The sequence below is a fragment of the Streptomyces sp. Z423-1 genome, assembly GCF_013009255.1.
Taxonomy (GTDB): domain Bacteria; phylum Actinomycetota; class Actinomycetes; order Streptomycetales; family Streptomycetaceae; genus Streptomyces; species Streptomyces gossypiisoli.
In genome coordinates, this window is sequence record NZ_CP053109.1 from 45,087 (window position 1) to 68,072 (window position 22,986).

Below are 22,986 nucleotides of genomic sequence, written 5' to 3' on the forward strand. Positions count from 1 at the left end.
GACCCCGTGCTTCTCATCACCTGCCCGTGGTGCGGTCCGCGCGACGAGACCGAGTACCACTACGGCGGACAGGCCCACGTCCCCTACCCCGAGACCCCCGCGGACCTCACCGACGAGCAGTGGGCCGAGTACGTCTTCTACCGCGACAACCCCAAGGGCCCCTTCGCCGAGCGCTGGGTGCACAGCTCCGGCTGCCGCCGCTGGTTCAACGTCCTGCGCGACACCGCAACCCACGAGGTACTGACCTCCTACCGGCTCGACGAGCCCCGCCCCGAACTGCCCCAGGCCGGAGGGAACCGATGACCGACCAGCACTTCCGGCTCCGGGAAGGCGGCCGCATCGACCGAGGCGCCGTGCTGCGGTTCACCGTGGACGGCCGGGAGATGACCGGACATCCCGGAGACACCGTCGCGTCGGCGATGCTGGCGAACGGCCTCGTCGAGGTCGCCCCGTCGCTCTACCGCGGCCGCCCGCGCGGCATCGTCTCCGCCGGTGTCGAGGAGCCCAACGCCCTGCTGCAGATCGAGGGTGCGTGTTCGGAGGGCATGCTCCCGGCGACGACCCTCGAGCTGTACGACGGCCTGTCCGCGCGCACGCTCTCCGGGATGGGCCGGCTCGACCCGACCTGCGACCCTGCCGTCTACGACAAGAAGTACGCGCACACGGACGTCCTGGTCGTCGGCGCCGGACCGGCCGGCCTGGCGGCCGCCGCCGCTGCCGCCGGATCCGGTGCACGTGTGATCCTCCTCGACGACCAGCCCGAGCCCGGGGGGTCGCTGCTCTCCGACGCGCACACCGACCTCAAGTGGGTCACCGACGTCCGCGCCGCACTCGACGCCGCCCCCGAGGTCGTCGTACTGCCACGCACCACGGCCTTCGGCTCGTACGACGACAACTACGTGCTGGCCCTCCAGCGGCGCACCGACCACCTCGGGGCCGCCGCCCCAGAAGGCGTCTCGCGCCAGCGGCTGTGGCACATACGGGCCCGCCAGGTGGTCCTGGCGACCGGCGCCCACGAGCGCCCGCTGGTCTTCGCCGGCAACGACCGGCCCGGGGTGATGCTGGCCGGGGCCGTGCGCACGTACCTCAACCGCTATGCCGCGGCCCCGGGTTCGCGGGCCGTGGTGAGCACGACCAACGACAGCGCCTACGACACGGTCGCCGACCTCCATGCCGCCGGCGTCGACATCGCCGCCGTCGTGGACGCGCGCCCCGAGCTGTCCGACCGGGCGGCCGAGGTCGCCGTGGCGACCGGGCTGCGGGTGCTGACGGGCAGCGCGGTGGTCGGCACCAGGGGCGATGGCCGCATCACCGGCGTCACCGTCCAGGCCCTCGACGCGGACGGTCGACTCACCGGTCAGTCGCAGTCGTTCGACTGCGACCTGCTCGCCGTGTCGGGCGGCTGGAGCCCGGTGGTGCACCTGCACAGCCAGCGCCAGGGACGGCTGCGCTGGGACGAGGAGCTGGTCGCGTTCGTCCCCGACGGCACCGTACGGGACCAGCAGGTCGTCGGAGCGGCCCGTGGGACGTACGACCTCGACGGCTGCCTGGCCGAAGGAGCGCGCGCCGGTGCACGCGCCGCGACGGACGCCGGGTTCCCGGTGGCGGTACCGTCCGCGGTCGCGCGGCTCGCCGCCGGCCCGGTGCGCGCACTGTGGCTGGTGCCCGCCCCCGACGGCGAACCCGGCACCTGGGACACCCACTTCGTCGACCTCCAGCGCGATGTCACCGTCGCCGACGTCTGGCGCTCCACCGGCGCCGGCATGCGCGGCGTCGAGCACGTCAAGCGCTACACCTCGCTCGGTACGGCGGGCGACCAGGGCAAGACGTCCGGCGTCAACGCGATCGGTGTCATCGCCGAGGCCCTCGGCGCGGGCGCGTCCCCGGGCGAGATCGGCACCACGGCCTACCGGGCGCCCTACACGCCGATCGCCTTCGCCGCCCTGGCCGGGCGCGAGCGCGGCGAGTTGTTCGATCCGGAGCGCACCACCTCCATCCACGGCTGGCACGTGGCGCACGGCGCGAAGTTCGAGGACGTCGGGCAGTGGAAGCGCCCCTGGTACTACCCCCAGCCCGGTGAGGACATGGACACGGCCGTGGCGCGCGAGTGCCGTGCGGCCCGCGAGGGAGTGGCGTTCATGGACGCCTCCACGCTCGGCAAGATCGAGATCTGGGGCGCGGACGCCGGCGAGTTCCTCAACCGCGTCTACACGAACGCCTTCAAGAAGCTCAAGCCCGGCATGGCCCGCTACGGGGTCATGTGCAAGTCCGACGGTATGATCTTCGACGACGGCGTGACACTGCGCCTCGACGACAACCGCTACTTCATGACCACCACGACCGGCGGCGCCGCAGGCGTCCTGGACTGGCTGGAGGAGTGGCTGCAGACCGAGTGGCCCGAACTCGACGTGCACTGCACCTCGGTGACCGAGCAGTGGGCGACGATCGCCGTCGTCGGCCCGCGGTCCCGCGAGGTCGTCGCCCATCTGGCCCCCGAAGTCGACCTGTCCGCCGAGGCGTTCCCCTTCATGGCCTTCCGCGAGACGACCCTTGCCTCCGGCATTCCGGCCCGTATCTGCCGGATCTCCTTCTCCGGCGAACTCGCCTACGAGATCAACGTCTCCGCCTGGTACGGGCTTGAGGTCTGGGAGGAGGTGTACGCGATCGGCCGACCGTACGACATCACCCCGTACGGCACCGAGACCATGCACGTCCTGCGGGCCGAGAAGGGCTACATCATCGTCGGCCAGGACACCGACGGCACCGTCACTCCGCAGGACGCGGGCATGAGTTGGGTGGTCTCCAAGCAGAAGGACTTCATCGGCAAGCGGTCCTTCGCCCGCGCCGACACCGCCCGCACCGACCGCAAGCAACTGGTCGGCCTGCTGCCGAGCGACCGCACGACCCGGCTGCCCGAGGGCACCCAGCTCGTCGCGCCGGACGTGCCGATCACCCCGGAGGCCGGGCCGGTGCCGATGCTCGGCCACGTCACCTCCAGCTACCACAGCCCGGCCCTCGGCCGACCCTTCGCCCTAGCCCTCGTCGCCGACGGGCAGGCGCGGAAGGGCCAGACGCTGCTCGCCCCGGTGGGCGAGGACCTGGTGCCCGTCGAGGTGACCGACTTCGTCCTCTACGACCCCGAAGGGACCAAGCGAGATGGCTGAGCCGACCATCGCCACAGGCGCGGACGCAGGCCCGGTGGCACTGCGCACCAGCCCCCTGGCACATCTGGAGGAGCGGATGCGCGCCGCCGCCGTCACCGGCACCCGCGGTGTCACGCTCACCGAGTGGCCGTTCCTCGCCATGGTGAACCTGCGCGTCGATCCCGCCTCCGAAGCGGCCGACCGCATCGAGAAGGCCCTGGGGACACCGCTCCCGCGCCAGTGCGGCCACACCGCCACGTCCGGCCCCCGCACGATCCTCTGGCTCGGCCCCGACGAGTGGCTCGTGCTGTCCCAGGCCGACCCGACCACCGTGACCGCCGAGTTGCGGGAGGCACTCGGAACAGACCCCGGCTCGGTGGTGGACGTCTCCGCGAACCGCACCACCCTGGAGCTGAGCGGCCCGGCCGCCCGGCAGGTACTGGAGAAGGGCTGCCCGCTGGACCTGCATCCCCGCGCCTTCGGTCCCGGCCGGGCGGTGTCGACCACGGTGGGCCCCGTCGCCGTACTGCTCTGGCAGGTCGGCGACGTGCCGACGTACCGGCTGTTCCCGCGCTCCTCGTTCGCCGACTATCTGGCCCGCTGGCTCATCGACGCAATGAGCGAGTACCGTGCCCCGGCGCTGCCCTGATGGCGTTGAGCGCGTTCGAGTCGCCTCCGTCGGCATCGGCCCCTTCCCCCTCCCTCTCGGTGAGGCCGATGCGGGCGGCCCGGCCCACTAGCGGCGCCTGCCCGTCGAGACCTCGATCTTCGGTTCGAAGGAGCCGTCCCGGTCGTGTGGCACAGCTGTCTCCCTCGGCCCCACGTCCGTAGGCGCCGCCTGGCAGACGGCCGGCCCGCGCGGCAGAACCGTGCGGGCCACCTGCTCGTGAGGGAATGTGATCAGGCCCAGGGGCTGACCGCCGTGAAGGAACTGTCGGCGCGGAAGGTGGCGTTGTCCTGGTAGGGGTCGACGCGCAGCTCGTAGTAGTAGTGGCGGAGGTAGCGGCCGGGGTAGTTGTACGACTCCAGGCTGACCGAGCCGGTGGCCGAACCCGGCCGGGCGCAGTAGGTGGCGTCCTGCCTGAAGAGCGCCGTGCCGTTGCTCGCGTCGAAGCGGACCCGGAAGTCCATGTGGCGCAGGTAGCGGCCGGACGAGTCACGGAGCGAGTAGCAGGTGGAGTCGGCCAGGCCGGGGACGACGGTGAAGGTGGCGTTCTGCTTGACCGCCGCGGTGCTGGAGGAGGTCACCGGGTCGAGGTGGCCGAGGCTGTCGGAGCGGACGGCGGCGTAGCGGCCGGGGAAGTTGACCGACTGGAGCGAGCGGGTGGTGTGCGTCGGCAGGGTGGCGCCGACCGAGACCGGGTCGATGCTGCTCAGGGTGGGGACAACCTTCTTGATCAGCCCGGCGGAGTCGAACTCCATCCTGTCGATGGTGGTTTCCCGGTGGGTGCCGTCACCGCCGGGGATGGCGAAACGGTGGTAGGCGATGTACCAGTCGTCGGTGCCCGGCAGCTGCACCACGGAGTGGTGGCCGGGGCCCTTGATGCCCAGGTCGAGGCGCTTCTCCAGGATCACGCCCCGCTTGGTCCAGGGACCTGTGGGCGAGGACCCGGTTGCGTAGGCGACACGGTAGTTCTCGTCCCGGGTGTCGTTCTCCGACCACATGAAGTAGTAGACGCCCTTGCGCTTGATGACGAAGGTGCCCTCTCTGTAGCCGCTGGGGGTCATGTCGGTGACCTTCGAGGCGTCGAAGGAGACCATGTCGTCGTTCAGCGGGACGGCATACGCCCAGCCGTTGCCCCAGTAGAGGTACGACTGGCCGTCGTCGTCGGTGAACACCGCCGGGTCGATCATCTGTCCGCTGAAGGCACCGCGGGCGATCAGCGGCTTGCCCAGGGGGTCCTTGAACGGGCCGGTGGGCGAGTCGGAGACCGCTACGCCGATGTTCGTGTCGGCGGAGTAGTAGAAGTAGTACTTCCCGTTCTTCTCGGCCATCGTCGGGGCCCAGGCCCGGGTGTCGGACCAGCTGACGTCGGGTCCGAGGTCCAGGATGACGCCGTGATCAGTCCAGTGGACCAGGTCCTTGGAGGAGTACGCCTTGAACTGCGTGCCGCTCCAGCCCTCGAAGCCGTCGGTGGTCGGGTACATGTAGAAGGTGTCGCCGAACCGGACGATGTTCGGGTCGGCGTTGAGCCCCGGCAGGACCGGGCTCCTCATGATCAGCGCCGAGACCGTCCAGGTGCGCTTCTTGCCGTCGGAGCCGGTCACTTCGTACGTCACGGGCTCGCTGAAGTCGCGCGGGGTGCCGGAGGCCGGGCTGATGGTCGCACCCTGGGCGAGGGTGAACTGCGGGGCGAGCGTGGTGAGGTCGGTGCCCTCGGTCAGCGGGAGGGTGATTTTGCTGTTGGCGTCGTCGACTATGGCGTCGATCTTCAGGGCGGGATGGGTGACCTTCGCGACGCCCGTGGTGTTGCCACTGATTTCGAGGACCTCGCCGGGCGCCAGCGCGCGGTTGTAGACCCGGAAGTCGCGCATCTTGCCCTTGAGGAGCTTGTCACCGGAGAAGAGCGACTTGCCGATGTAGTTGGCCGTGGTGATGCCGGACCCGATGGAACCGGGAGTGACGGTGACCGACGTGTTGCGGGCCACCTCCCTGCCGTCCTCGTAGAGCACGCCCGTGCTGCCGGTCTGGGTGTAGGTGACGTGCTTCCAGACCGAGCGCTGCAACGCGGTGGAGACCTGGGTGTTCTGCTCGCTGGACCAGCTCCCGGAGGTGATGGCGGTCCGGAACGAGTTGCCGGTGGTGAACAGGTACCCGTTTCCGGCGCCGTTGGCAGTGTTGCCGAAGCCGTAGAGGAAGTACGGCGTGGCCTGGGCGGCGTCGATCTGCACGTCCATCGAGACGGTGATCGAGTTCATGCCGCTCATGATGTTGTCCGGCACCTTGATGTAAGTGCTGGACCCGTCGAACGTGAGCCCTTCCCCGGCACCCGACCAGATCGCGGTGCCATTGACGGTGCCGTTTCGGCCGTTGCCCGAGGCGTCCGCCGCCACGGTGCCCGAGGTGGCGTCGAGTTTGTACCAGAGAGCCAGGCCGTCGGTGACCTCCGCCGCCCGGGCGGGGGCGGCCGGGCCGACGACGCCCATGAGGAGCGAGGTGGTGGCCACGGCGGCCAGAGCGCCCGCCCGGAGTCTTCGGCGGCCCTGAAGTCTCACGCTGTGCATGGGTTCACATCCCTGAAGAAGACATGCCAGAGGCAGAATGCACGAGGCCTCGGCTGAGGTACTGGGGATCTCAGCCCGCTGACGTCGCGTTGGTGAGTGTGAATTGGGGCGCGATCAACGTCAATAGTTTTCGAACAACGTCCGACAGGTCGGACATTGCCCTTCGGGCTCGGTAACTCGCCACCCCCGCACGCTCCTTGATACGTCCGACCGCCCGGACAGAGCGAGAGGTCTTCACCCTGTGAATGCTTTCGCCACCGCCACACAGGCCGACGCGGCGCTCCGGGCGCGGCGAAGCCGATGTGGTGGCCCGCATCCTCGCAGGCAGTTTCGCGCCGCGCCGAGTCAAGTTTCCGCCACCGGCCTTTCATTCCGCCGTGGTGGTTCCGGGCTCAGTAATGCCCCACTTACTGGCGGCATCCGTCAGTTCGCGCCACACCTTCGGCGCCACGGGCACCCCCTTGCCGACCCGGCCCTCGGCCAGTGCGGCGCTGCGCTCTCCGGGGTAGAAGACACCCGCGGCACCGTCCGCCACCGGCAACTCCTTCAGGGTGCTCAGCGTGGCGTCGACGGCCGCCGTGAAAACGTCCGGATCACCATAGGCCGCCGGATCGACGGCGATGAGCAGGGCGTTCTGGCGGTGCCTGCGGCCCTGCGGGTCGTCGGAGTGGAACGCGGAGAGGATCGGGGCGCCGACGAGCACACTGGTGAGCAGTTCGAAGGCGAGCGACATGCCCGAGCCCTTGGCGCCGCCCAGCGGCAGGGGCATGACCGCCTTCTCGGGATCGGTGGTGGGGGTGCCGTCCTCGGTGGCCGCCGCCCCCTCGGGCAGCGGAGTGCCGGAAGCCTTGGCCTGGCGGATCTTGCCGAGGGCGATGGTGGCGGTGGCCATGTCGAGCAACAGCGGGGCATGGTCTTCGGCCGGTACGGCGACGGCGAGCGGGCTGGTGGCGACAGCGGCGCCCTTGACGCCGGTGTAGCCCATGTTGGGCATGCCGGCGACGAAGCCGATGCCGATCAGGCCCTCTTCGGCGATCTTGGACACGTAATAGCCGATGGCGCCGGTGTGGACGGTGCGGCGCACCCCCACGGAGGCGATGCCGGTCGTTTTGGCACGTCGAACGACCTCTTCGGCCGCGGCCGTGAGGGCGACCGGGCCCGGAGCGCGGTCGGCGTCCAGGACGGCTGCGGCCGGGGTGGTGGACTCGATCCTGATGTCGGCCCGGGCGTTGGCAACGCCCTTGGCGAGTAGTTCGAGGTAGGCGGGGACGCGGGCGATGCCGTGCGAGTCGACGCCGCGCAGCGCGGCCCAGACGAACACGTCGGCGGTAGTGCGGGCGTGCTCGGAGCCGAGGCCGCCCTTCTCCAGGAGAGCGGCGGCGAAGGTGCGCAGGTCCTCGGCGGGGACCAGGACCCTGCCCGGCTTGGCGGTCGGTGTGTCGGTCATGGTGGCGGGTTTCTCCTGGGTCAGCGGGTGAGAAGGACGTCGACGACGGCGGTCGTGCCGTCCGCAACGGCCTTGAGGGCGCGCTCCAGGGCGGGCGCGAGGGCGTCGGGAGCGTCCACGGTCTCGGTGTGCATGCCGAACGGCTCGGCGAAGGCGGCCAGTCGGGGCAGCCGGTGCAGATCGGTGCCGAGCCACTCCCCCGTCTCGGCGGCCGCGCCTTCGGGGTAGAAGCGGCGGTGGTTGAGGTTCATCGACTTGTAGACGCGGTTGTTGAACACCACGATCAGCAGGGGCAGTTCGTATGCCTTCGAGGCGTCGTACGAGGGGATGACGGGGTTGTAGGTGAAGGCACCGTCGCCGATGGTGAGCACCACCGGGCGCTCCCGGGCGGCGAGTTTGACCCCGAGGGCGACCGCGATGCCCTGGCCGAGGCCGCCCTGGACGTAGAAGTACGAGTCGGGGTCCGATATCCGCATGTGGCGCTTGACGACTCGGCTGTGGGTGATGGTCTCGTCGACGACGATCGCGTCCCGTCCGTCGAGGAGCCTGCGCAGGGTCGCGGTGACGAGCACCGGGTCGATGCCCTCGGCTCCTTCCGCCTTGGCTTCCGCGGCGGCCATCGCCGCCTGTTCGTCGGTGTGCTGCCGCTCCTGCGCCGCACGGCGTGCGGTGACGGTGGCCACATCGAGGTTGTTCGCGCGTTTGGTGAGCTGACGCAGGGTGTTGGCGACGTTGCCCTCCAAGTACCGGTCCGCGTACAGGACTTGGTAGACGACGTGGGGTCGTTGCGGCACCTCGTCGATGACGACGACCTGGGCCTTGGCCGGGCGGCGGGACGGCGGGTAGAAGGGGGCGCGGCAGTTGACCAGGAGGATCAGGTCTGCCTCGTCCAGCCATGGGCCGACGTCGGAGCCCGCGTGCAGCGGATGGGTGCGCGGGAAGTTGCCGCACACCGCCGAGTCCGGTTCCACAACCGGGATGTTCCACGCCTCGGCGAAGGCCAGCAGGGCCTCGAAACCGCCTGCCTCCCGGCCCGCCGTCTCGGTGACGATGACGGGGATTTCCGCCTCGCGGATCATCTGTGCGACGGGGTCGACCTCTTCGGGCGAGCTGTGCGTGGAACCCGGCGGGACGATCGGCTTGGCCTCGCGGCCGTCCCACTCCTGAAGGAGGATCTCCAGGGGGATGTTGAGGTACGCCGGTCCCGCCGGGGCCCGCCAGGAAATCTCCGCCGCCCGCGTGATCATCGTGGGCAGCGTGTGGACGCTGGCGGCCTCGTTGGCCCACTTGCTGAACGGGCCGGCCACGCCGTGCGGGCCGCCGACGACGGACAGGTTCCGGTACCACTGGCCGCCCGGATCCTTGCCTGGCCCGTCGCCGTAGGTGGCGGACTCGGAGGAGGCGACCACCATGGGCACACCGGCGAGCAGGGCGCCGTGCACGGCCATGGAGCCCTGCAGCAGGCCGGGGGCGGCGTGCAGGAGCACGCCCTGCGGCCGGCGCTTGAGGAGTCCGTAGCCGGTGGCCATGCCGACGGCGACGGTCTCGTGGGTCAGGTCCAGGTACCCGGGGGCCGGCTCGCCGTCGCGGTGGCGGCGGGCGAGGGACTCCCACACCGGGGCCCACTCGGATCCCGACGAGCAGAAGAGGTAGTCGGCGCCGGCCGCCTCGAAGGCGGAGACGAAGGCGTCACCGCCGTCACGGTCGCCGGAGCCCGGGGCGTTCATGGTGTCCGTCATCGCGTGTGTGTCCTCAGCCCTCGATCGGCCAGTTCAGGACCTCGCAGATGCCGCGGCCCATGATCCATTCGAGTTCTTCGGGCGTGAAGTCCCAGTGCTTGGTGAACTGCTCGATGGTGTCGGTGTAGGTGATGCCGTGGCCGAGGAGGCGTGTGATGTCGGTGCCGTAGAAGCAGCGCTGCGGGCCCATCCTGTCGACCATCTCTCGCACGTACTTCTGGATGTTGTTGTTCGGGAAGGGGTGCGTCGAGTAACCCGGCAGAGCCGAGACCTTGACGTAGATGTTGGGGTGGACGTGCAGGTCGGCGGTCTCCGAGACCCAGTAGCCGATCGCGTCGTCCACGCAGCGGGCCATGATGCCCATGTGGTCGATGATGATCTTCAGCTCGGGGTGCTTGGCAGCGATCTCGCCGAGCTCCCGCTTCCAGATCGGGGCGTGGACCATCGTCGGGATGCGCAGCTCCTCGGCGATCGGCCAGTACCAGTCGTTGGTGCCGTCGATCATCCAGTTGCGGTCGATCGGCCGGTGGAAGGTCAGGCGCGTGCCCTTCACATGCGGGTTCTGGGCGAAGTCCTTGAGCATGGCCTTGCCCTCTTCGGGCTTGTTCTGCGGGATGCGGGCCATGATGCCGAAACGGTCCGAGTGCGCCTCGCAGGCCTGCAAGGCATAGTCGATGCGGTCGCCCTCCCAGGACGGGGGCAGGATCAGCGCCCGGTTGACGCCGGCCTCGTCCATCAGCTCCAGGGCCTCCTCGTACGAGAAGGGGTCCTCCCGGTGGCCGTTGAGGCGGATCCGCTCCCGCGCGCCCGGGACCCAGGGGCGGTCCGGGGTCTCTTCCAGCCAGATGTGGATCTGCGTGTCGACGACGAACATGTCTTCAGCTCTTCCTCTCGAAGTTCTCTCGAACAAGGTGGCGGGTGCGGTGCGGAAGGAACGCTAGGCGGGAGGCGAGGCGTTGCGGAGTCCCTGAGAGCGCAAGCACTTGTTGCGCGGAAGTGCGCTGTACGCAGGGCGTTCTCTGCCGCTGAACTCAGTGGGGCCCGATAGCGGAACGGTCCTCGAAAACCGCCGAGACAATGTGTTCGGCGATCGCCATGGAGGCTGTGGCAGCCGGGGAGGGCGCGTTGCGGACGGCCGTGACCCGGCCGACCCGATGGATGCGGAAGTCGTCCACGAGGGTGCCGTCCCGGTCCAGGGCCTGGGCGCGTACACCCGCACCGCCACGTACGACATCCCTGGCCGAGATCTCGGGCACGTACAGCCCGGCGGCCTTCATGAAGGCCGCCGTCGAGAACGAGCCGCGGTACTCCCTGATTCCGGTACGCCAGTGCCGGGCCGCCATCTTCCAGGCGCCGGGGTAGCCGACGAGGCCGAGCAGGTCCTTGGGTGAGATCCGGGTGCGGGTGTAGCCCTCCCGGGCGAGCGCCAGGACCGCGTTGGGCCCCACCTCCACGGAGCCGTCGACGCGGGGCGTGAAGTGGACGCCGAGGAACGGGTAGCGCGGGTCCGGCACCGGGTAGATCAGGCCGCGCACCAGGTCCGTCTTCTCCGGCTTGAGCAGCATGTACTCGCCCCGGAACGGGACGATCTTCGGCTCCTGCCTGTCCTGGGCCAACTTGGCCACGGCGTCGGACTGGAGGCCCGCGCACAGAACGAGCCGGTCCACGCGGACGCGTTCCTGCCCGGAGGCCACCGTGATGCCGCCGGGCACCTCGGTGATGCCCGTGACCGGAAAACCGAGTTTGACCTCGCCACCGGAGTCGATGACGTCCTCGGCGAAGGCGCGGGCTATCGCCGGGTAGTCGGTGATGGCGGTGCGGGGGGAGTGCAGCGCCGCCACACCGGCGACGTGCGGTTCGAGGTCCCGGATCTCCTCCCTGGAGATCTTCCTCAGGTCGGGCACGTGGTTGTTCCTGGCCCGCTCGTAGAGGTCGTTCATCCGGTCCAGCTCGTCCTCGCGAACCGCCACGACCAGTTTGCCGATCTCCCGGTACGGCAACTCACGGTCCTGGCAGTACTCGCGCAGCAGGGACACGCCCCGCACCGTGAGGTCGGCCTTCAGGCTGCCGGGCGTGTAGTAGATGCCGGCGTGCACGACGCCCGAGTTGTGACCGGTCTGGTGGAGCGAGACCTCCTGCTCCTTCTCGAAGACCACGACCCGGGTGCCGGGGCGGCTCAGGGCAATCTCGCGGCCCGTGGCCAGGCCCACGATGCCGGCGCCGACTATGCCGATCGTCTCGTCGGCCATACGCGTCCTCCTGTCTCGTTGCTCCTCGCCTCAGGCTCGGTGTCAGGTACCGAAGTTGACGGCGACGGTCTTGACCCGGGTGGAGAAGCGGAGGACCTCGTCGCCCTGCTCCTTGTACGCGGTGCCGGAGTCGCGGAAGCCGCCGAACGGCAGGTGGACGTCCCAGCCGGTGGTCGTGGTGTTGACGGCGACCTGTCCGCACTCGGCCTCGTCGGCGAAGCGGTGGGCGTCGGCCAGGTCGCGGGTGAAGACGGCCGCGGCGAGGCCGAAGTCGGAGTCGTTGACCGCCTCGACGGCCGCTGCGAAGTCGTCGACCGCGCGGAGGGCGAGGACCGGGCCGAAGACCTCGTCCCGCCAGATCGCCGTGTCGGAGGTGACGTCGGCGAGGACGGTCGGCTGCACGTAGCAGCCGTGGACACGCTCGCCCCCGGTGTCCGCCTCGCCGCCGGTCAGGACGGTGGCGCCCTGCTCGACCGCCTTGTCCAGGTCGGCGAGGACGCTGTCGCGGTGCTTGGGGCTCGACAGCGGGCACAAGGTGGTCGCCGGGTCCCTGCCCGGGCCGGTCCGCAGCGCCTCGACCTCGACGACCAGGAGCCGCGCGAACTCCTCGTACACCGGCCGCTCGACGATCACCCGGCTGGTGGCGGTGCAGCGCTGTCCCGCCTGGCCGAAGGCGGCCGCGACGACGGCCTTCGCGGCGGACGGCAAATCGGCGTCGGCGAGGACGACGGAGGCGTTCTTGCCGCCGAGCTCGCCCTGGAAGCGGACGTTGCGGTCGGCGAGACGGCGCCGGATGCGGCCCCCGACGGCGTTGGAGCCGGTGAAGGTGATGCCGGCGATCCGGGGATCGTCAAGGAGAGTCCCCTCGATCTCCGCGGTACGGCCGGTCACCACGTTCAGGACACCGGCCGGCAGCCCGGCGTCGTGCAGGGCGCGGGCGAAGTGCAGGCCCGACAGCGGGGTCTCGGTGGCGGGCTTGACCACGGCCGCGTTGCCGGCCGCGAGCAGCGGGGCGAGCTTGCGGGCAGGGGTGATCAGCGGGTCGTTCCAGGGGCTGATCACGAGGATCACGCCGATGGGCTCACGCTGGGTGTGGACGCGGTGGTGCGGCCGTACGTCGTGCAGGAGCGTGCCGTAGCCCTGGCGGGCGAGACCCGCGTAGTACTCCAGGAAGTCGGCCGCCTTGAGGGTCTCTCCGGTCGCCTCGGTGAGCGTCTTGCCGTTCTCGGCGGTGACGTCGGCGGCGATCTCGTCGACCCGCTCGCGGATCAGCCGGGCCGCGTCCGTGAGGATCCGGGCCCGCTCGAAGGGGCTGGTGCGCTTCCACACCGTGAAGGCGCGCTCGGCGTGGTCGTAGGCGCGGGTGACGTCCTTGGCTGTCAGGGCGGGGACGCGGGCGATCGGGGCACGGACGTCGGCCGGGTCGCGTACGTCGATCCACTCCCCGGTCGTCACCCACTCCCCGCCGGAAAGGACTTCCACAGTACGCATGAAGATCACTTCCTTCCTCCGCCGCGGTTCCGCGGGCTGCGCTTCTGAACGGCCGTGCGGGCCGGATGCGACAACACACCAAGGCAGGACGGTCCACCAGCCCCGCGAGGGCAGTCATTGCTTGCGCCGCGCGCAGGTCGGAGGACGGTTGATCCGTGCTGGAATCAGCAGGCCGGAGGGCATGCGCGAGGTGCCGCCCCGAGTCAGAACACCCGCTGAGGAGAGACAGACATGGCCTACGCAGTCATCGCCCGCTACCACTGCTCCCCCGGCGAAGAGGCCACGGTGCGCGCCGCGTTGCTGAAGGTGCGTGAGCGCACGCGTGCCGAGCCCGCGAACCTGGCGTACGAGGTGCACTCGGAGGCCGACAAGCCGGGCGTCTTCGTGCTGTACGAGCAGTACGCCGATCAGGCCGGCTTCGAGGCGCACAAGGCAGCGGACCATTTCAGGGAGCTGATCGTGGAGAGTGTGTGGCCGCTGCTGACCGAACGGTCGGTGACGTTCGCCCAGGTGTTGTGAGGGAAGTTCGTTTTCGCAGCCCACGACATGTGTCGCACCCGGCGGGGCACGCCCTGGTTCGCTGCCGACTCTGCACATCTGCGCCAACGGACCAGGCGCGCTTCGCCGCTCACGTCTGACACGGCACAGAGAAACTCTCGGGCTCAGGGGCGGCGGGGAGACCGGGCGCGAGGCGCGCGCCTGTCGCGCCATCCGTGACCGGCTCGTGATGCTGGATCTCCGTCCTGACGCGCCGATCAACGAGGAAGCAGCCGGCGCAGTCCTTCGGGGTGGGGCGGGCGCCGGTGCCCGAGGCGCTCAAGCGGCTCCAGTACGAGCAGCTGAGCATGGCCTACCGCCGGCGCGGCACCTTCGCGCCGCTCAGGTCAACATCACCGGCCTGGCCCACATCTGCGAGGTGCGCCAGGAACTGAAGCTCTCCCCCGTGTACGACTCCACCGGGCTCATGCACCCGGACCTCCAGGCCCACCGCACCGTCTAGAGATCTTTAACGGTGCGGGTTACGTCGGGTCGTGACGGCTGTCGTGGGCCGCGCTATGCCGGGAGAATGAGGTATCCCGATGGCGGTGGATTGACGGCCGAGGAACGGGCTCGGCGTGAGCAAGTCCGGCTCGCGGCTGCTGACTTGATCGAGGCCGGGGCCAGTGACCGGGAGGTGGCCCGGCGGTTTAGGGTGACCCGGATGTCGGCGAACCGCTGGCGGCGGGCGTTGGCTTCGGGCGGTCGGCAGGCGCTGGCCTCCAAGGGACCCGGCGGCGCCCGCTGCAAGCTCGGTGCGGCACAACTTCGCGTGCTGGAGGCGGTGTTGGATGCCGGCCCGGCCGCCTCCGGCTGGAGTGACCAGTGCTGGACTCTGGCGAGGATCGCCGAGATCGTGCGCCGCCGGTTCGGCGTCGAGTACACCCTGGCCGGGCTGGACCTGCTGCTGCACCGCATCGGCTGGAGCGTGCAGGTCCCCTCCCGCAAGGCCACCGAGCGGGACGAGGCGAAGATCGCCGCCTGGAAGGACGATCAGTGGCCCGTCACAAAAAGAGGGCGGCGGACTTGGGCGCCTGGCTCTGCTTCGAGGACGAAGCCGACCAGGGCCTGAGGCCGCCCAAGGGCCGCACCTGGGGCCGCCGGGGCCACACCCCAGTGGTGCGGGTCACCGCCGCGGGCACCAAACGCGTCTCAATGGCGGCGCTGATCTGCACCAAAGCCGGCCACCGGCCACGGCTGATCTACCGCATCCACCTCGACCGCGGCCCCGCCAAGGGCCGACGCAAGGGCTTCACCGAGACCGACTACGCCCGCCTGCTGGATGCCGCGCATCAGCAGCTCGGCGGCCCCATCGTGCTGGTCTGGGACAACCTGAACACGCACGTCAGCCGCACCATGCAGGAGCTGATCGCCGCCCGATTATGGCTGACCGTCTACCAACTGCCTCCGTACGCTCCCGAGCTCAACCCCGTCGAGGGCGTGTGGTCGCACCTGAAGAGGTCACTGGCCAACCTCACCAAACACAGCCTCGACCAACTCACCGTGTTGGTGAAGACGCGACTGAAACGGATGCAGTACCGCCCTCGCCTCATGGAGGGGCTCATCGCCAAGACCGGGCTCGACTTCCAACCGCCGTAACCTCAGCCGTTAAAGATCTCTAGACCGCCCTGCACAACCGCAGGCCGTCCGCGATGCCATCTACCCCGGGACTCCGGGGGCGCTGACCTCGGAGCTGGAGGGCATCAAGGGCAGGGCGATGCCCTCGGCAGGGCGAAGAGCCGCCCGCGCGGTCGGGTATCCGGCCGCCGCGCGTTGCGAGAAGCCGAGCCCGTACGCCGCGCCGTCGGGGATTCAAAGGATGCTGTCGATGAAGGTGCGCGTGGACTCGTGGACGGGTGCGTCGATGACCTGGGACGGCGGGCCCTTCTCGACGAGCCGGCCTTCGGACATGAAGACCACTTCGTCGGCGACGCCACGAGCGAAGCCGATCTCATGGGTGACCACCATCATCGTCATCCCGCTGGTCGCCAGCCGCTTCATGACACTCAGTACCTCACCGACCAGTTCGGGGTCCAGGGCTGAGGTCGGCTCGTCGAAAAGCATGACGCTGGGCTTCATGACCAGGGCACGCGCGATCGCCACGCGCTGCTGCTGGCCGCCGGACAGGGTGCTGGGGTACACGCCGGCCTTGTGGGCCATACCCACCTCCTCCAGCGCCTGCATCGCGTCCGCCACGGCCTCGACCTTGTCCACGCCCTTGACGCGGCGCGGCGCCTCGATGAGGTTCTCCAGCACCGTCATGTGCGGAAAGAGGTTGTAGGCCTGGAAGACCATGCCGGTCTTGGTGCGCTGCTTCGCGACGGCCGACGGCGGCAGTTCGTGCAGCTTGTTCCCCTTGATGCGGTAACCGACCACCTCGCCGTCCACGATGACGGTGCCTCTGGAGGGACGCTCGAGGTGATTGACACACCGCAGCATGGTGCTCTTGCCCGAGCCGGACCGCCCCAGGATGACGACCACCTGGCCGCGGTGCACCTCCAGGTCGACGCCCTTGAGGACCTCGACCGCTCCGAAGCTCTTGTGGAGGTCGATGATCCGGACGATGGGATCGGCCGTCGAGGTGTCAGTGCCGCCGGGGGCGGATGTCGTTGCGCTCATCGGATCTTCACCGGTCCTTTCGTTACGCCGGATTGGGGCTGTCGTTGGACTGGGACGGTCGCGAGAACCGGGAGCCGAGCGAGCGGAGCTTCGCCAGTCCGCCGGGCCGTTGCGCGCCGACGTGGACGCCGCGCCCGTAGTGGCGCTCGATGTGACCCTGGGCGTAGGACAGCACCGTGGTGCACACCAGGTACCAGATCGAGATCACGACGAGCAGCGGAATGGTGCGGAAGTTCTGCGAGTAGATCAGCTGCGCCGAGTACAGCAGGTCGGCGAGAGCGATGATGCTCACCAGCGAGGAGTGCTTCAGCATGCCGATGACCTGATTGCCGGTGGGCGGGACGATCACCCGCAGAGCCTGGGGCAGGACCACCCTCCGGAAGGTCAGCCACCGGTTCATCCCGAGCGCGATGGCCGCCTCGCTCTGGTGCTTGGGCACCGAGAGAAGGCCGCCGCGCACGATCTCGGCCATGTAGGCCGATTCGTTCAGGGTCAGGCCGATGATGGCGACGGCCCACAGGTTCAGCACCCCGTTGGTGGCCGCGCCGGCGAGCTCAGGACCGCCGAACGGCACGCTGAGTGACAACCGGGGGTAGAGGGCCGACAGGTTGAACCAGAAGATCAGCTGGACCAGGAGCGGTGTACCTCGGAAGAACCACAGGTAGGCGCCCGAAAGCGAGGAGAGCACCCGGTTCTCCGACATCCGGCAGGCAGCCAGAACGATGCCGAGGATGATGCCCAGGGTCATGGACACCCCGGTGAGGACCAGCGTGGTGCGCAGGCCCGCCATGATCTCGGGGTGGAACAGGTACTCCCAGACGACCGGCCACTCGAAGTTGTCGTTGGTCATCACGGAGTAGCCCAGACTCGCCGCGCCGAGGAGAACGAGAAGGGCGGCGAGGCGCCGACCGAGATACCGCATCGGCACGAGTTCCGATGGCGGGGTGGCTGACGGGGCCACGCGTGTGGAGTCCGTGACGGCGGCTGCCTTCATCAGTTGCTCCCCGTGGACGGCAGGATCTCGGCCTTCTCGATCAGCCCCTGGCCGGCGTTGAACTCGTCGAGTATCTTCTGCAGTTCACCGTTCTCGATCAGGTGGTCGGTGGCCGCCTGAACCGCCTCGGCGAACTTCTCGGTGTCACTGTTGCGGCCCAGCACCATGCCGGTCTTGTACTGGGGGGCCCAGGGCAGCTCGACCAGCTTGAACTGGTTCTTGGTCTGGCTCATCACATAGGCGACCTGGCTCGCGCTGCTCACCGCCGCGTCGACCCGGCCTCCGCTCAGCGCGAGGTTGACCTCGGCCTGTGACTTGAAGGTCTTGACCGTGATCGCGCTCTTGCCCTCGCTCTTGCACTTGCCCGCGAGCTTCTCGGCCAGCGCGGCCTCGGCGGAACCGAGCGATGCGGCCAGGGTGTGACCGCACAGGTCTGTTTCGGTGGCGGCACTGGTGATCTTGCTGCCGACGGGGACCATGAGGGCGTCGGCCGATGCGTGGTTGGTCACGAACGTGACGGTCTCCGTGCGCTCGGGGGTCGCGTAGATCTCCCCGGTCGCCGCGTCGTAACGGCCCGCCTGCAGTCCGGCGATGATGCCGTCGAACGGGGCGATCTTGATCTGGACCTTCAGACCCAGGACCGCGGCGATCTGACGCACGTTCTCGATGTCCCAGCCGGTGGGGGTCCCGCCGTTGGCCGGCTCGATCACCGCGGGCGGGTAGGTGGCGGCGGCGATCGTCAACGTGCCCTTCTCGGCGATCGACTTGGGAACCATGGCGGCGATCGAGTCGACCTTCTTCGACCCGCTGTCCGCCGCGGCGGCGGAGGAACCGGTGCCGGACGAACCGCACGCGGCCGTCGACCCGATCAGTGCTACGGATCCGAAGATCGCCCCGAAGCGAACAAGACGTGAATCGCGAAGACGCTTCATGACTCTCCCTGCCTGTGGCTGAAATGCCTGAGCGGATTAATCCCGAAATAGTCCCTGTTTCGGATGTCTCGGGACCGGGTGATGGCAGGTAACTTCGCACCTTCACCGAGGTCTGACAAGATGTGATCACAGATCTTTTTCGTCTCGTTGCCCGCGATGCTTGCTCTGACCTGGGGAAAGCGCCCGTCAGGAATTTTGACGAGCGAGCGCGAGGGCGATCACGCCCCCTGACGGGACGGCGAACCGGGCGCGCGAGGGGATGGCGACCTGCCTCGGCCGCAGCCCCCGTCCGGCACGCACTAATCAGTGCAATTCGTAGCAAATCGGCAACCCATTGGTAACCGATGGGGCGGAATATGGCCAGTCACGCGCCCGTAGCGACCTCGGCGGGTCTCCCGAAGCCAGACGGTCCCGTCGCCCTGCCCAGCGGGGTCGGCGCGACGATCGGCACGTAACTGGGTGCCACGCTCGGGCCGGAACCTCGACCTGACGCCGCCCGTCGCGGCTGTGGCCACCGCCGACGGGCACGGTGCGTCGGTCACCCGCAGAGGGATGGATGGATGGAAGGAAGGAACGGAGGCGGATGCCACCGAAGCGCAGTCCCGGCCGAACGCGGCTCGGCGACCGGGGCCGATACTCGGCCGCCGTGCCGTCTATCGCGAGACCAGCTGTTCCTTGATCCGGTCGGTGGCGTTGGCCAGCGACTCGTTGGTGATCGCGGCCGCCGCCTCGGCGTCGCGCGCACGGGCGGCCTTCAGCAGCTGCTCCTGGTAGCGCCACAGCGTGTCGTCGCCGGGCGTGCCGAGGGCCGCCCGGGCGCCGACGATCTTGTAGGCGCGGCAGTGCTGCCACAGCGTACGGATGGTGTTCACCAGCACGGGGTTGCCGGCCGCCTCGTAGAGAATCGTGAGCAGAGCCTCGTCGTGGTCGAGGTAAGGAGCGACAGCGCCCTCGGCTATCGCGCGCCGCATCAACTCGAACTCCTCACGCATCCGGGCGGCGTCCCCCTCGTCGATCCGTGCGGCACCGCGGCGCGCGGCCTCGACCTCCAGGACCTGCCGTGTGTCGTAGATGTGGAGCAGCTCGGCGAGGTGCTGCCCCTTCACCACCGAGCCCTTGTGCGGGACCCGCTCGGCGAAGCCGGCCTCCTCAAGGCGTCGGATGGCTTCGCGTACCGGCATCACGCTGGTTCCGACCTCGGCGGCGAGATCGCGGATGCGCAAGCGGTAGCCGGCTGGATACTCGCCGCTCGTGATCGCCTCGTGCAGTACCGCGTACACCTGGTCGGTCAGAGAGGGCGACGGCTCGACACGTTTGGACATACGCACGACTGAATCATAAAGGGCCTGGTCGGTGGCAGGAGTTCGACGAACGCTCGCGCCCGCCCCGTCTCCGGGCCGCGCCGCCCCAGGGGGAACCGCCTTCGAAAACTCCACCCCAACTCCACTCCAACCCATTGTGTGATCTGTGATCACATCTTAGGGTGGCGGGCAACCGCGGTGAGCCCGTAGCTCCCCCTTGCATCGCGTGACCAAGCCGCTGCCCCAGACACCAGCGCATGGGACGTGTCGGGACCGGACGTCCGGCACCTACGACAAGACATCAACCCCCACCTGCCTTGGACCCACCCTTCGACGGGTGAGCCCGGGATTCGCTCCAGGAGGCTGTGATGACAGTGAACGCAGGAAACAGGCTGGATGACGCACCTCTGTCCCGGTTCCACAAGAAGCTCGCGCTGTACTCCTCCGGAGGGCCGTTCCTCGACGGGTACGTCCTGAGCATCATCGGCGTCGCCATGGTGCAGATCACGCCGCAGCTGAACCTGTCCGACTCCGCCGAGGGCCTGATCGGCGCGTCCGCGCTCATCGGCATCTTCCTCGGCGCGTTCATCGGCGGCTGGCTCACCGACAAGTTCGGCCGGCAGCTCCTCTACACCATCGACCTGATCGCCATCATCGTCTGCTCCGTCGCCCAGTTCTGGGCCACCGACCCGGTGTGGCTCTTCATCCTGCGGCTGCTGATCGGCGCCGCGGTCGGCGCGGACTACCCCATCGCCACCTCGCTGCTCGCCGAGTTCACCCCGCGCCGCTACCGGGGACCGCTGCTCGGCGGGCTGGTCGTGATGTGGTTCGTCGGTGCCGCCGTGGCGTACATCGTCGGCGAGATCATGCTGTCGACCATGGGCGACGACGCCTGGCGGTGGATGCTCGCCAGCGCCACCCTGCCCGCCACGGTCATCGTGCTGCTGCGCCACGGCACCCCCGAGTCCCCGCGCTGGCTGGCCAACAAGGGCCGCGTCGACGAGGCCAACGCGGTTCTGCGGAAGGTCTACGGCCCTGACGTGACGGTCGCCGACCTGCCGGACGAAGCCGAGGAGCGCGAGAACGTCGACATCAAGGCGATCCTGCGCTCCGGCTACGGCGGCCGGATGCTCTACATCACCGTCTTCTGGACCTGTTCCATCGTTCCGCTCTTCGCCATCTACGCCTTCGGCCCGAAGATCCTGGACGCGCTGAAGCTGGAGGGCGGCCTGGCCAACATCGGCGAGGCCATGATCACCGTGATGTTCCTGATCGGCTGTGTGGTCGCCCTGCTCGGCGTGAACAAGATGGGCCGGCGTCCCCTGGTCATCCACAGCTTCCTCTGGTCGGGCCTGGCCCTGCTGGTGCTCGGCATCTTCCCCGACGCCCCCTCGGGCGTGATCATGACCCTGTTCGCCCTGTACGCGGTCATCATCGGCGGCACCCAGATCCTCCAGTGGATCTACCCCAACGAACTGTTCCCGACCGAGGTGCGCGGCTCCGCCGTGGGCCTGGCCTCCTCGGCCAGCCGGATCGGCGCCGCGGTCGGCACCTATCTCGTCCCCATGGCCCTGACCGGCTGGGGCGTCGGCGGCACCATGCTCGCGGCCGCCGCCATCAGCCTCGTCGGCGCCGTCGTCTCCGTCCTGTGGGCACCGGAGACCCGCGGCCTGGCCCTGCATGAGGCCGCGGCGCTGACGCCTCGGAGCGACGAACCCGTCGGCCGCCCCGCGAGCGTCTGACCAACCGGACCGGGCCCACCGTTCGGCGGGGCCCGGACGGATCCCCCACACCCCCTGGTTGCCGTATCGGTCGGCACATCCACGGAACATCGCACGGCGAGGCTCTTCGAGCGGCCGAAACATTCACCCGCAACTGCGCAGGAGGGTCGATGAAAGACGTAGTGATCGTGGGAGGCGGCATCGCCGGTCTCGCTGCCGGCTGGCGACTGCGGCACTGGGACACGCTCCTGCTCGAATCCGAGGGCCGGATCGGCGGACGCATCCGCTCGGAACGGCGCGGACCGTACTGGCTCAACTGGGGTGGTCACGTCTACGCCGGTGGCGACTCGGCCACGTCATGGCTGCTGAAGAGCACGGGCGTCGACTCGGTGGCGGTGCCCGGCTCGCTGGCCGGGCTGTCGATGAACGGCAAACTGCTGCTCAAGGGCCGCGTGGAGAGCTACCCGTTCCGTATTCCGATGCCGATGTCGGCGCGGGTCGGCATGGTCAGGGCGGGTGCCAAGGTCGCCCTGTCGGTGGCCCGCTACGCCCGGATCGTGCAGCGGCGCAAGGGCGAGACCGAGGCCCAACGCCAGCAGCGTGTCTACGACTTCATGAACGACCGCTCCTTCAAGGACTTCATCGGCGACCTTCCCGAGGACGCCGAGGCCCTGTTCAAGCCCACGGTGACCCGCTCCGCCGCCGACATCGACCAGCTCTCCGCGGGCGCGGGCGTCGGCTACTTCAGTCTGGTGTGGAACATCGGCGCGGGCCTCTCGCAGAGCATCATCGGCGGCCCGTCCACCCTCACCGAGTCCATCGCCGCGGCCCTGGCGGACCGGGTGCGGCTGAACGCGACCGTCGACGAGGTGGTCCAGAAGAACGGCTCCGTCGTGGTCCGTTACCGGGAGGGCGGCGTGGAGAAGGAGGTCGAGGCCCGCTGCGTGGTCCTGGCCACGCCCGCGACCGTCAGCCACCGGATCGCCGTCAACCTTGACCGTGACGTACGCGAAGCCCTGTCGAAGATCGTCTACGGCCCCTACGTGAGCGCTGCGTTCCTCAGCAATGAGACGGGGCGTCAGGTCTGGGACGACGCCTACGGCATCGCGACGCCGAAACGGTCCTTCAACGTCGCGCTGAACATGTCGAACGTCGTGCACGGCTACGAGTCGGAACGTCGGCCCGGCAGCAGCATCATGACCTTCTCGCCAGGCAGCCTGGCCCGCGAACTGCTGGAGCACGACGACGACAAGATCCGCCGGATCTACCTCGACGATCTCGACCAGGTACTGCCCGGCTTCGCCGACAAGGTCGTCGAGGCCGAGGTCCAGCGCTGGCCCACGGGTGCGCCGTACTGCTTCCCGGGCCGCGGAAAGCTCCAGCAGACGCTCACCCGCCGCAGCGGACGCGTCCTCCTGGCTGGTGACTACCTCGGCACCCTCTACACCGAGACCGCGATATCGTCCGGGCTCTCCGCCGCTCAGGAGGCGCAGAGCCTGCTGGCCACCGACCGGCCGACCGACCCGCACGGCCTGGCGCCGGTGGGCGCCGTGTCCTGAGCCGACCGTCCCGTCCGGAGCCCGACGGC

Annotated in this window: 18 protein-coding genes; 8 read left to right on the plus strand and 10 right to left on the minus strand. The window is 69.3% G+C overall.

From position 1 onward, the window contains the following. The first annotated feature begins 6 nt into the window (after window positions 1-6). From HJD23_RS00280 to soxG, 3 genes are read left to right on the plus strand one after another with little or no spacing between them, the layout of a single operon-like run. Window positions 7-303: a sarcosine oxidase subunit delta gene (locus tag HJD23_RS00280; protein ID WP_171112848.1), complete on the plus strand. Its 297-nt coding sequence runs from the start codon at window positions 7-9 to the stop codon at window positions 301-303. Continuing rightward, complete coding sequence (locus HJD23_RS00285; protein WP_171112850.1) at window positions 300-3,164, plus strand: sarcosine oxidase subunit alpha family protein; 2,865 nt, start codon at window positions 300-302, stop codon at window positions 3,162-3,164. Before HJD23_RS00280 ends, HJD23_RS00285 begins: the two co-directional genes overlap by 4 nt. Beyond that, window positions 3,157-3,792 carry a sarcosine oxidase subunit gamma family protein gene (gene soxG, locus HJD23_RS00290; RefSeq protein ID WP_171112852.1) on the plus strand — a complete coding sequence of 212 codons (636 nt, stop codon included), beginning with the start codon at window positions 3,157-3,159 and terminating at the stop codon, window positions 3,790-3,792. Before HJD23_RS00285 ends, soxG begins: the two co-directional genes overlap by 8 nt. Window positions 3,793-4,043: 251 nt before the next feature. Here soxG and HJD23_RS00295 read toward each other — a convergent pair whose 3' ends face one another. From HJD23_RS00295 to HJD23_RS00320, 6 genes are all read right to left on the minus strand, one after another. Further along, a complete protein-coding gene (locus HJD23_RS00295) occupies window positions 4,044-6,368 on the minus strand; it encodes a family 43 glycosylhydrolase (RefSeq protein WP_171112854.1) in 2,325 nt (774 codons plus the stop codon). A 367-nt stretch (window positions 6,369-6,735) separates the two neighbouring features. After that, window positions 6,736-7,815 carry an Ldh family oxidoreductase gene (locus HJD23_RS00300; protein WP_171112856.1) on the minus strand — a complete coding sequence of 360 codons (1,080 nt, stop codon included), beginning with the start codon at window positions 7,813-7,815 and terminating at the stop codon, window positions 6,736-6,738. A 20-nt stretch (window positions 7,816-7,835) separates the two neighbouring features. Further along, window positions 7,836-9,554, minus strand: coding sequence for a thiamine pyrophosphate-dependent enzyme (locus HJD23_RS00305; protein WP_171112858.1), 1,719 nt, complete (start codon window positions 9,552-9,554; stop codon window positions 7,836-7,838). Between the two features lie 13 nt (window positions 9,555-9,567). After that, a complete protein-coding gene (locus HJD23_RS00310) occupies window positions 9,568-10,428 on the minus strand; it encodes an amidohydrolase family protein (RefSeq protein WP_171112860.1) in 861 nt (286 codons plus the stop codon). A 157-nt stretch (window positions 10,429-10,585) separates the two neighbouring features. Continuing rightward, entirely contained in the window at window positions 10,586-11,803 is a 1,218-nt protein-coding gene (lhgO, locus tag HJD23_RS00315) for an L-2-hydroxyglutarate oxidase (RefSeq protein WP_171112862.1), read from the minus strand. 42 nt (window positions 11,804-11,845) lie between these two features. Then, on the minus strand, window positions 11,846-13,294 hold the full coding sequence (locus tag HJD23_RS00320) for an aldehyde dehydrogenase family protein (RefSeq protein WP_171112864.1): 1,449 nt from the start codon (window positions 13,292-13,294) through the stop codon (window positions 11,846-11,848). 231 nt (window positions 13,295-13,525) lie between these two features. Here HJD23_RS00320 and HJD23_RS00325 point away from each other — a divergent pair, with 231 nt between their 5' ends. The 3 genes from HJD23_RS00325 (at window position 13,526) to HJD23_RS00340 (ending at window position 15,430) form a co-directional block, all read left to right on the plus strand. Further along, entirely contained in the window at window positions 13,526-13,813 is a 288-nt protein-coding gene (locus HJD23_RS00325) for a putative quinol monooxygenase (protein ID WP_171112866.1), read from the plus strand. Window positions 13,814-14,360: 547 nt separating this feature from the next. Beyond that, complete coding sequence (locus HJD23_RS00335) at window positions 14,361-14,903, plus strand: winged helix-turn-helix domain-containing protein (protein ID WP_171133958.1); 543 nt, start codon at window positions 14,361-14,363, stop codon at window positions 14,901-14,903. Further along, complete coding sequence (locus HJD23_RS00340; RefSeq protein ID WP_346770332.1) at window positions 14,900-15,430, plus strand: transposase; 531 nt, start codon at window positions 14,900-14,902, stop codon at window positions 15,428-15,430. Before HJD23_RS00335 ends, HJD23_RS00340 begins: the two co-directional genes overlap by 4 nt. 213 nt (window positions 15,431-15,643) lie before the next feature. On the opposite strand, the gene HJD23_RS00345 is transcribed toward HJD23_RS00340, so the two are convergent. The 4 genes from HJD23_RS00345 to HJD23_RS00360 all read right to left on the minus strand — a co-directional run bounded on the left by HJD23_RS00345 (window position 15,644) and on the right by HJD23_RS00360 (window position 19,698). Next, window positions 15,644-16,450, minus strand: a complete 807-nt coding sequence (locus HJD23_RS00345) for an amino acid ABC transporter ATP-binding protein (RefSeq protein WP_197972944.1) — start codon at window positions 16,448-16,450, stop codon at window positions 15,644-15,646. A gap of 22 nt (window positions 16,451-16,472) precedes the next feature. Further along, window positions 16,473-17,444, minus strand: coding sequence for an amino acid ABC transporter permease (locus tag HJD23_RS00350; RefSeq protein ID WP_171109191.1), 972 nt, complete (start codon window positions 17,442-17,444; stop codon window positions 16,473-16,475). Then, the gene (locus HJD23_RS00355) at window positions 17,444-18,376 is read right to left on the minus strand and encodes a transporter substrate-binding domain-containing protein (protein WP_171109189.1); all 933 of its coding nucleotides are present in this window, start codon (window positions 18,374-18,376) and stop codon (window positions 17,444-17,446) included. Before HJD23_RS00355 ends, HJD23_RS00350 begins: the two co-directional genes overlap by 1 nt. Window positions 18,377-19,029: 653 nt before the next feature. Further along, window positions 19,030-19,698 carry a GntR family transcriptional regulator gene (locus tag HJD23_RS00360; RefSeq protein WP_171109187.1) on the minus strand — a complete coding sequence of 223 codons (669 nt, stop codon included), beginning with the start codon at window positions 19,696-19,698 and terminating at the stop codon, window positions 19,030-19,032. Window positions 19,699-20,045: 347 nt separating this feature from the next. On the opposite strand from HJD23_RS00360, the gene HJD23_RS00365 reads away from it, so the two are divergent. Then, window positions 20,046-21,419: an MFS transporter gene (locus HJD23_RS00365; protein WP_171109185.1), complete on the plus strand. Its 1,374-nt coding sequence runs from the start codon at window positions 20,046-20,048 to the stop codon at window positions 21,417-21,419. A gap of 149 nt (window positions 21,420-21,568) precedes the next feature. After that, window positions 21,569-22,957 carry an NAD(P)/FAD-dependent oxidoreductase gene (locus tag HJD23_RS00370; RefSeq protein ID WP_171109183.1) on the plus strand — a complete coding sequence of 463 codons (1,389 nt, stop codon included), beginning with the start codon at window positions 21,569-21,571 and terminating at the stop codon, window positions 22,955-22,957. The last annotated feature ends 29 nt before the right edge of the window (window positions 22,958-22,986 follow it).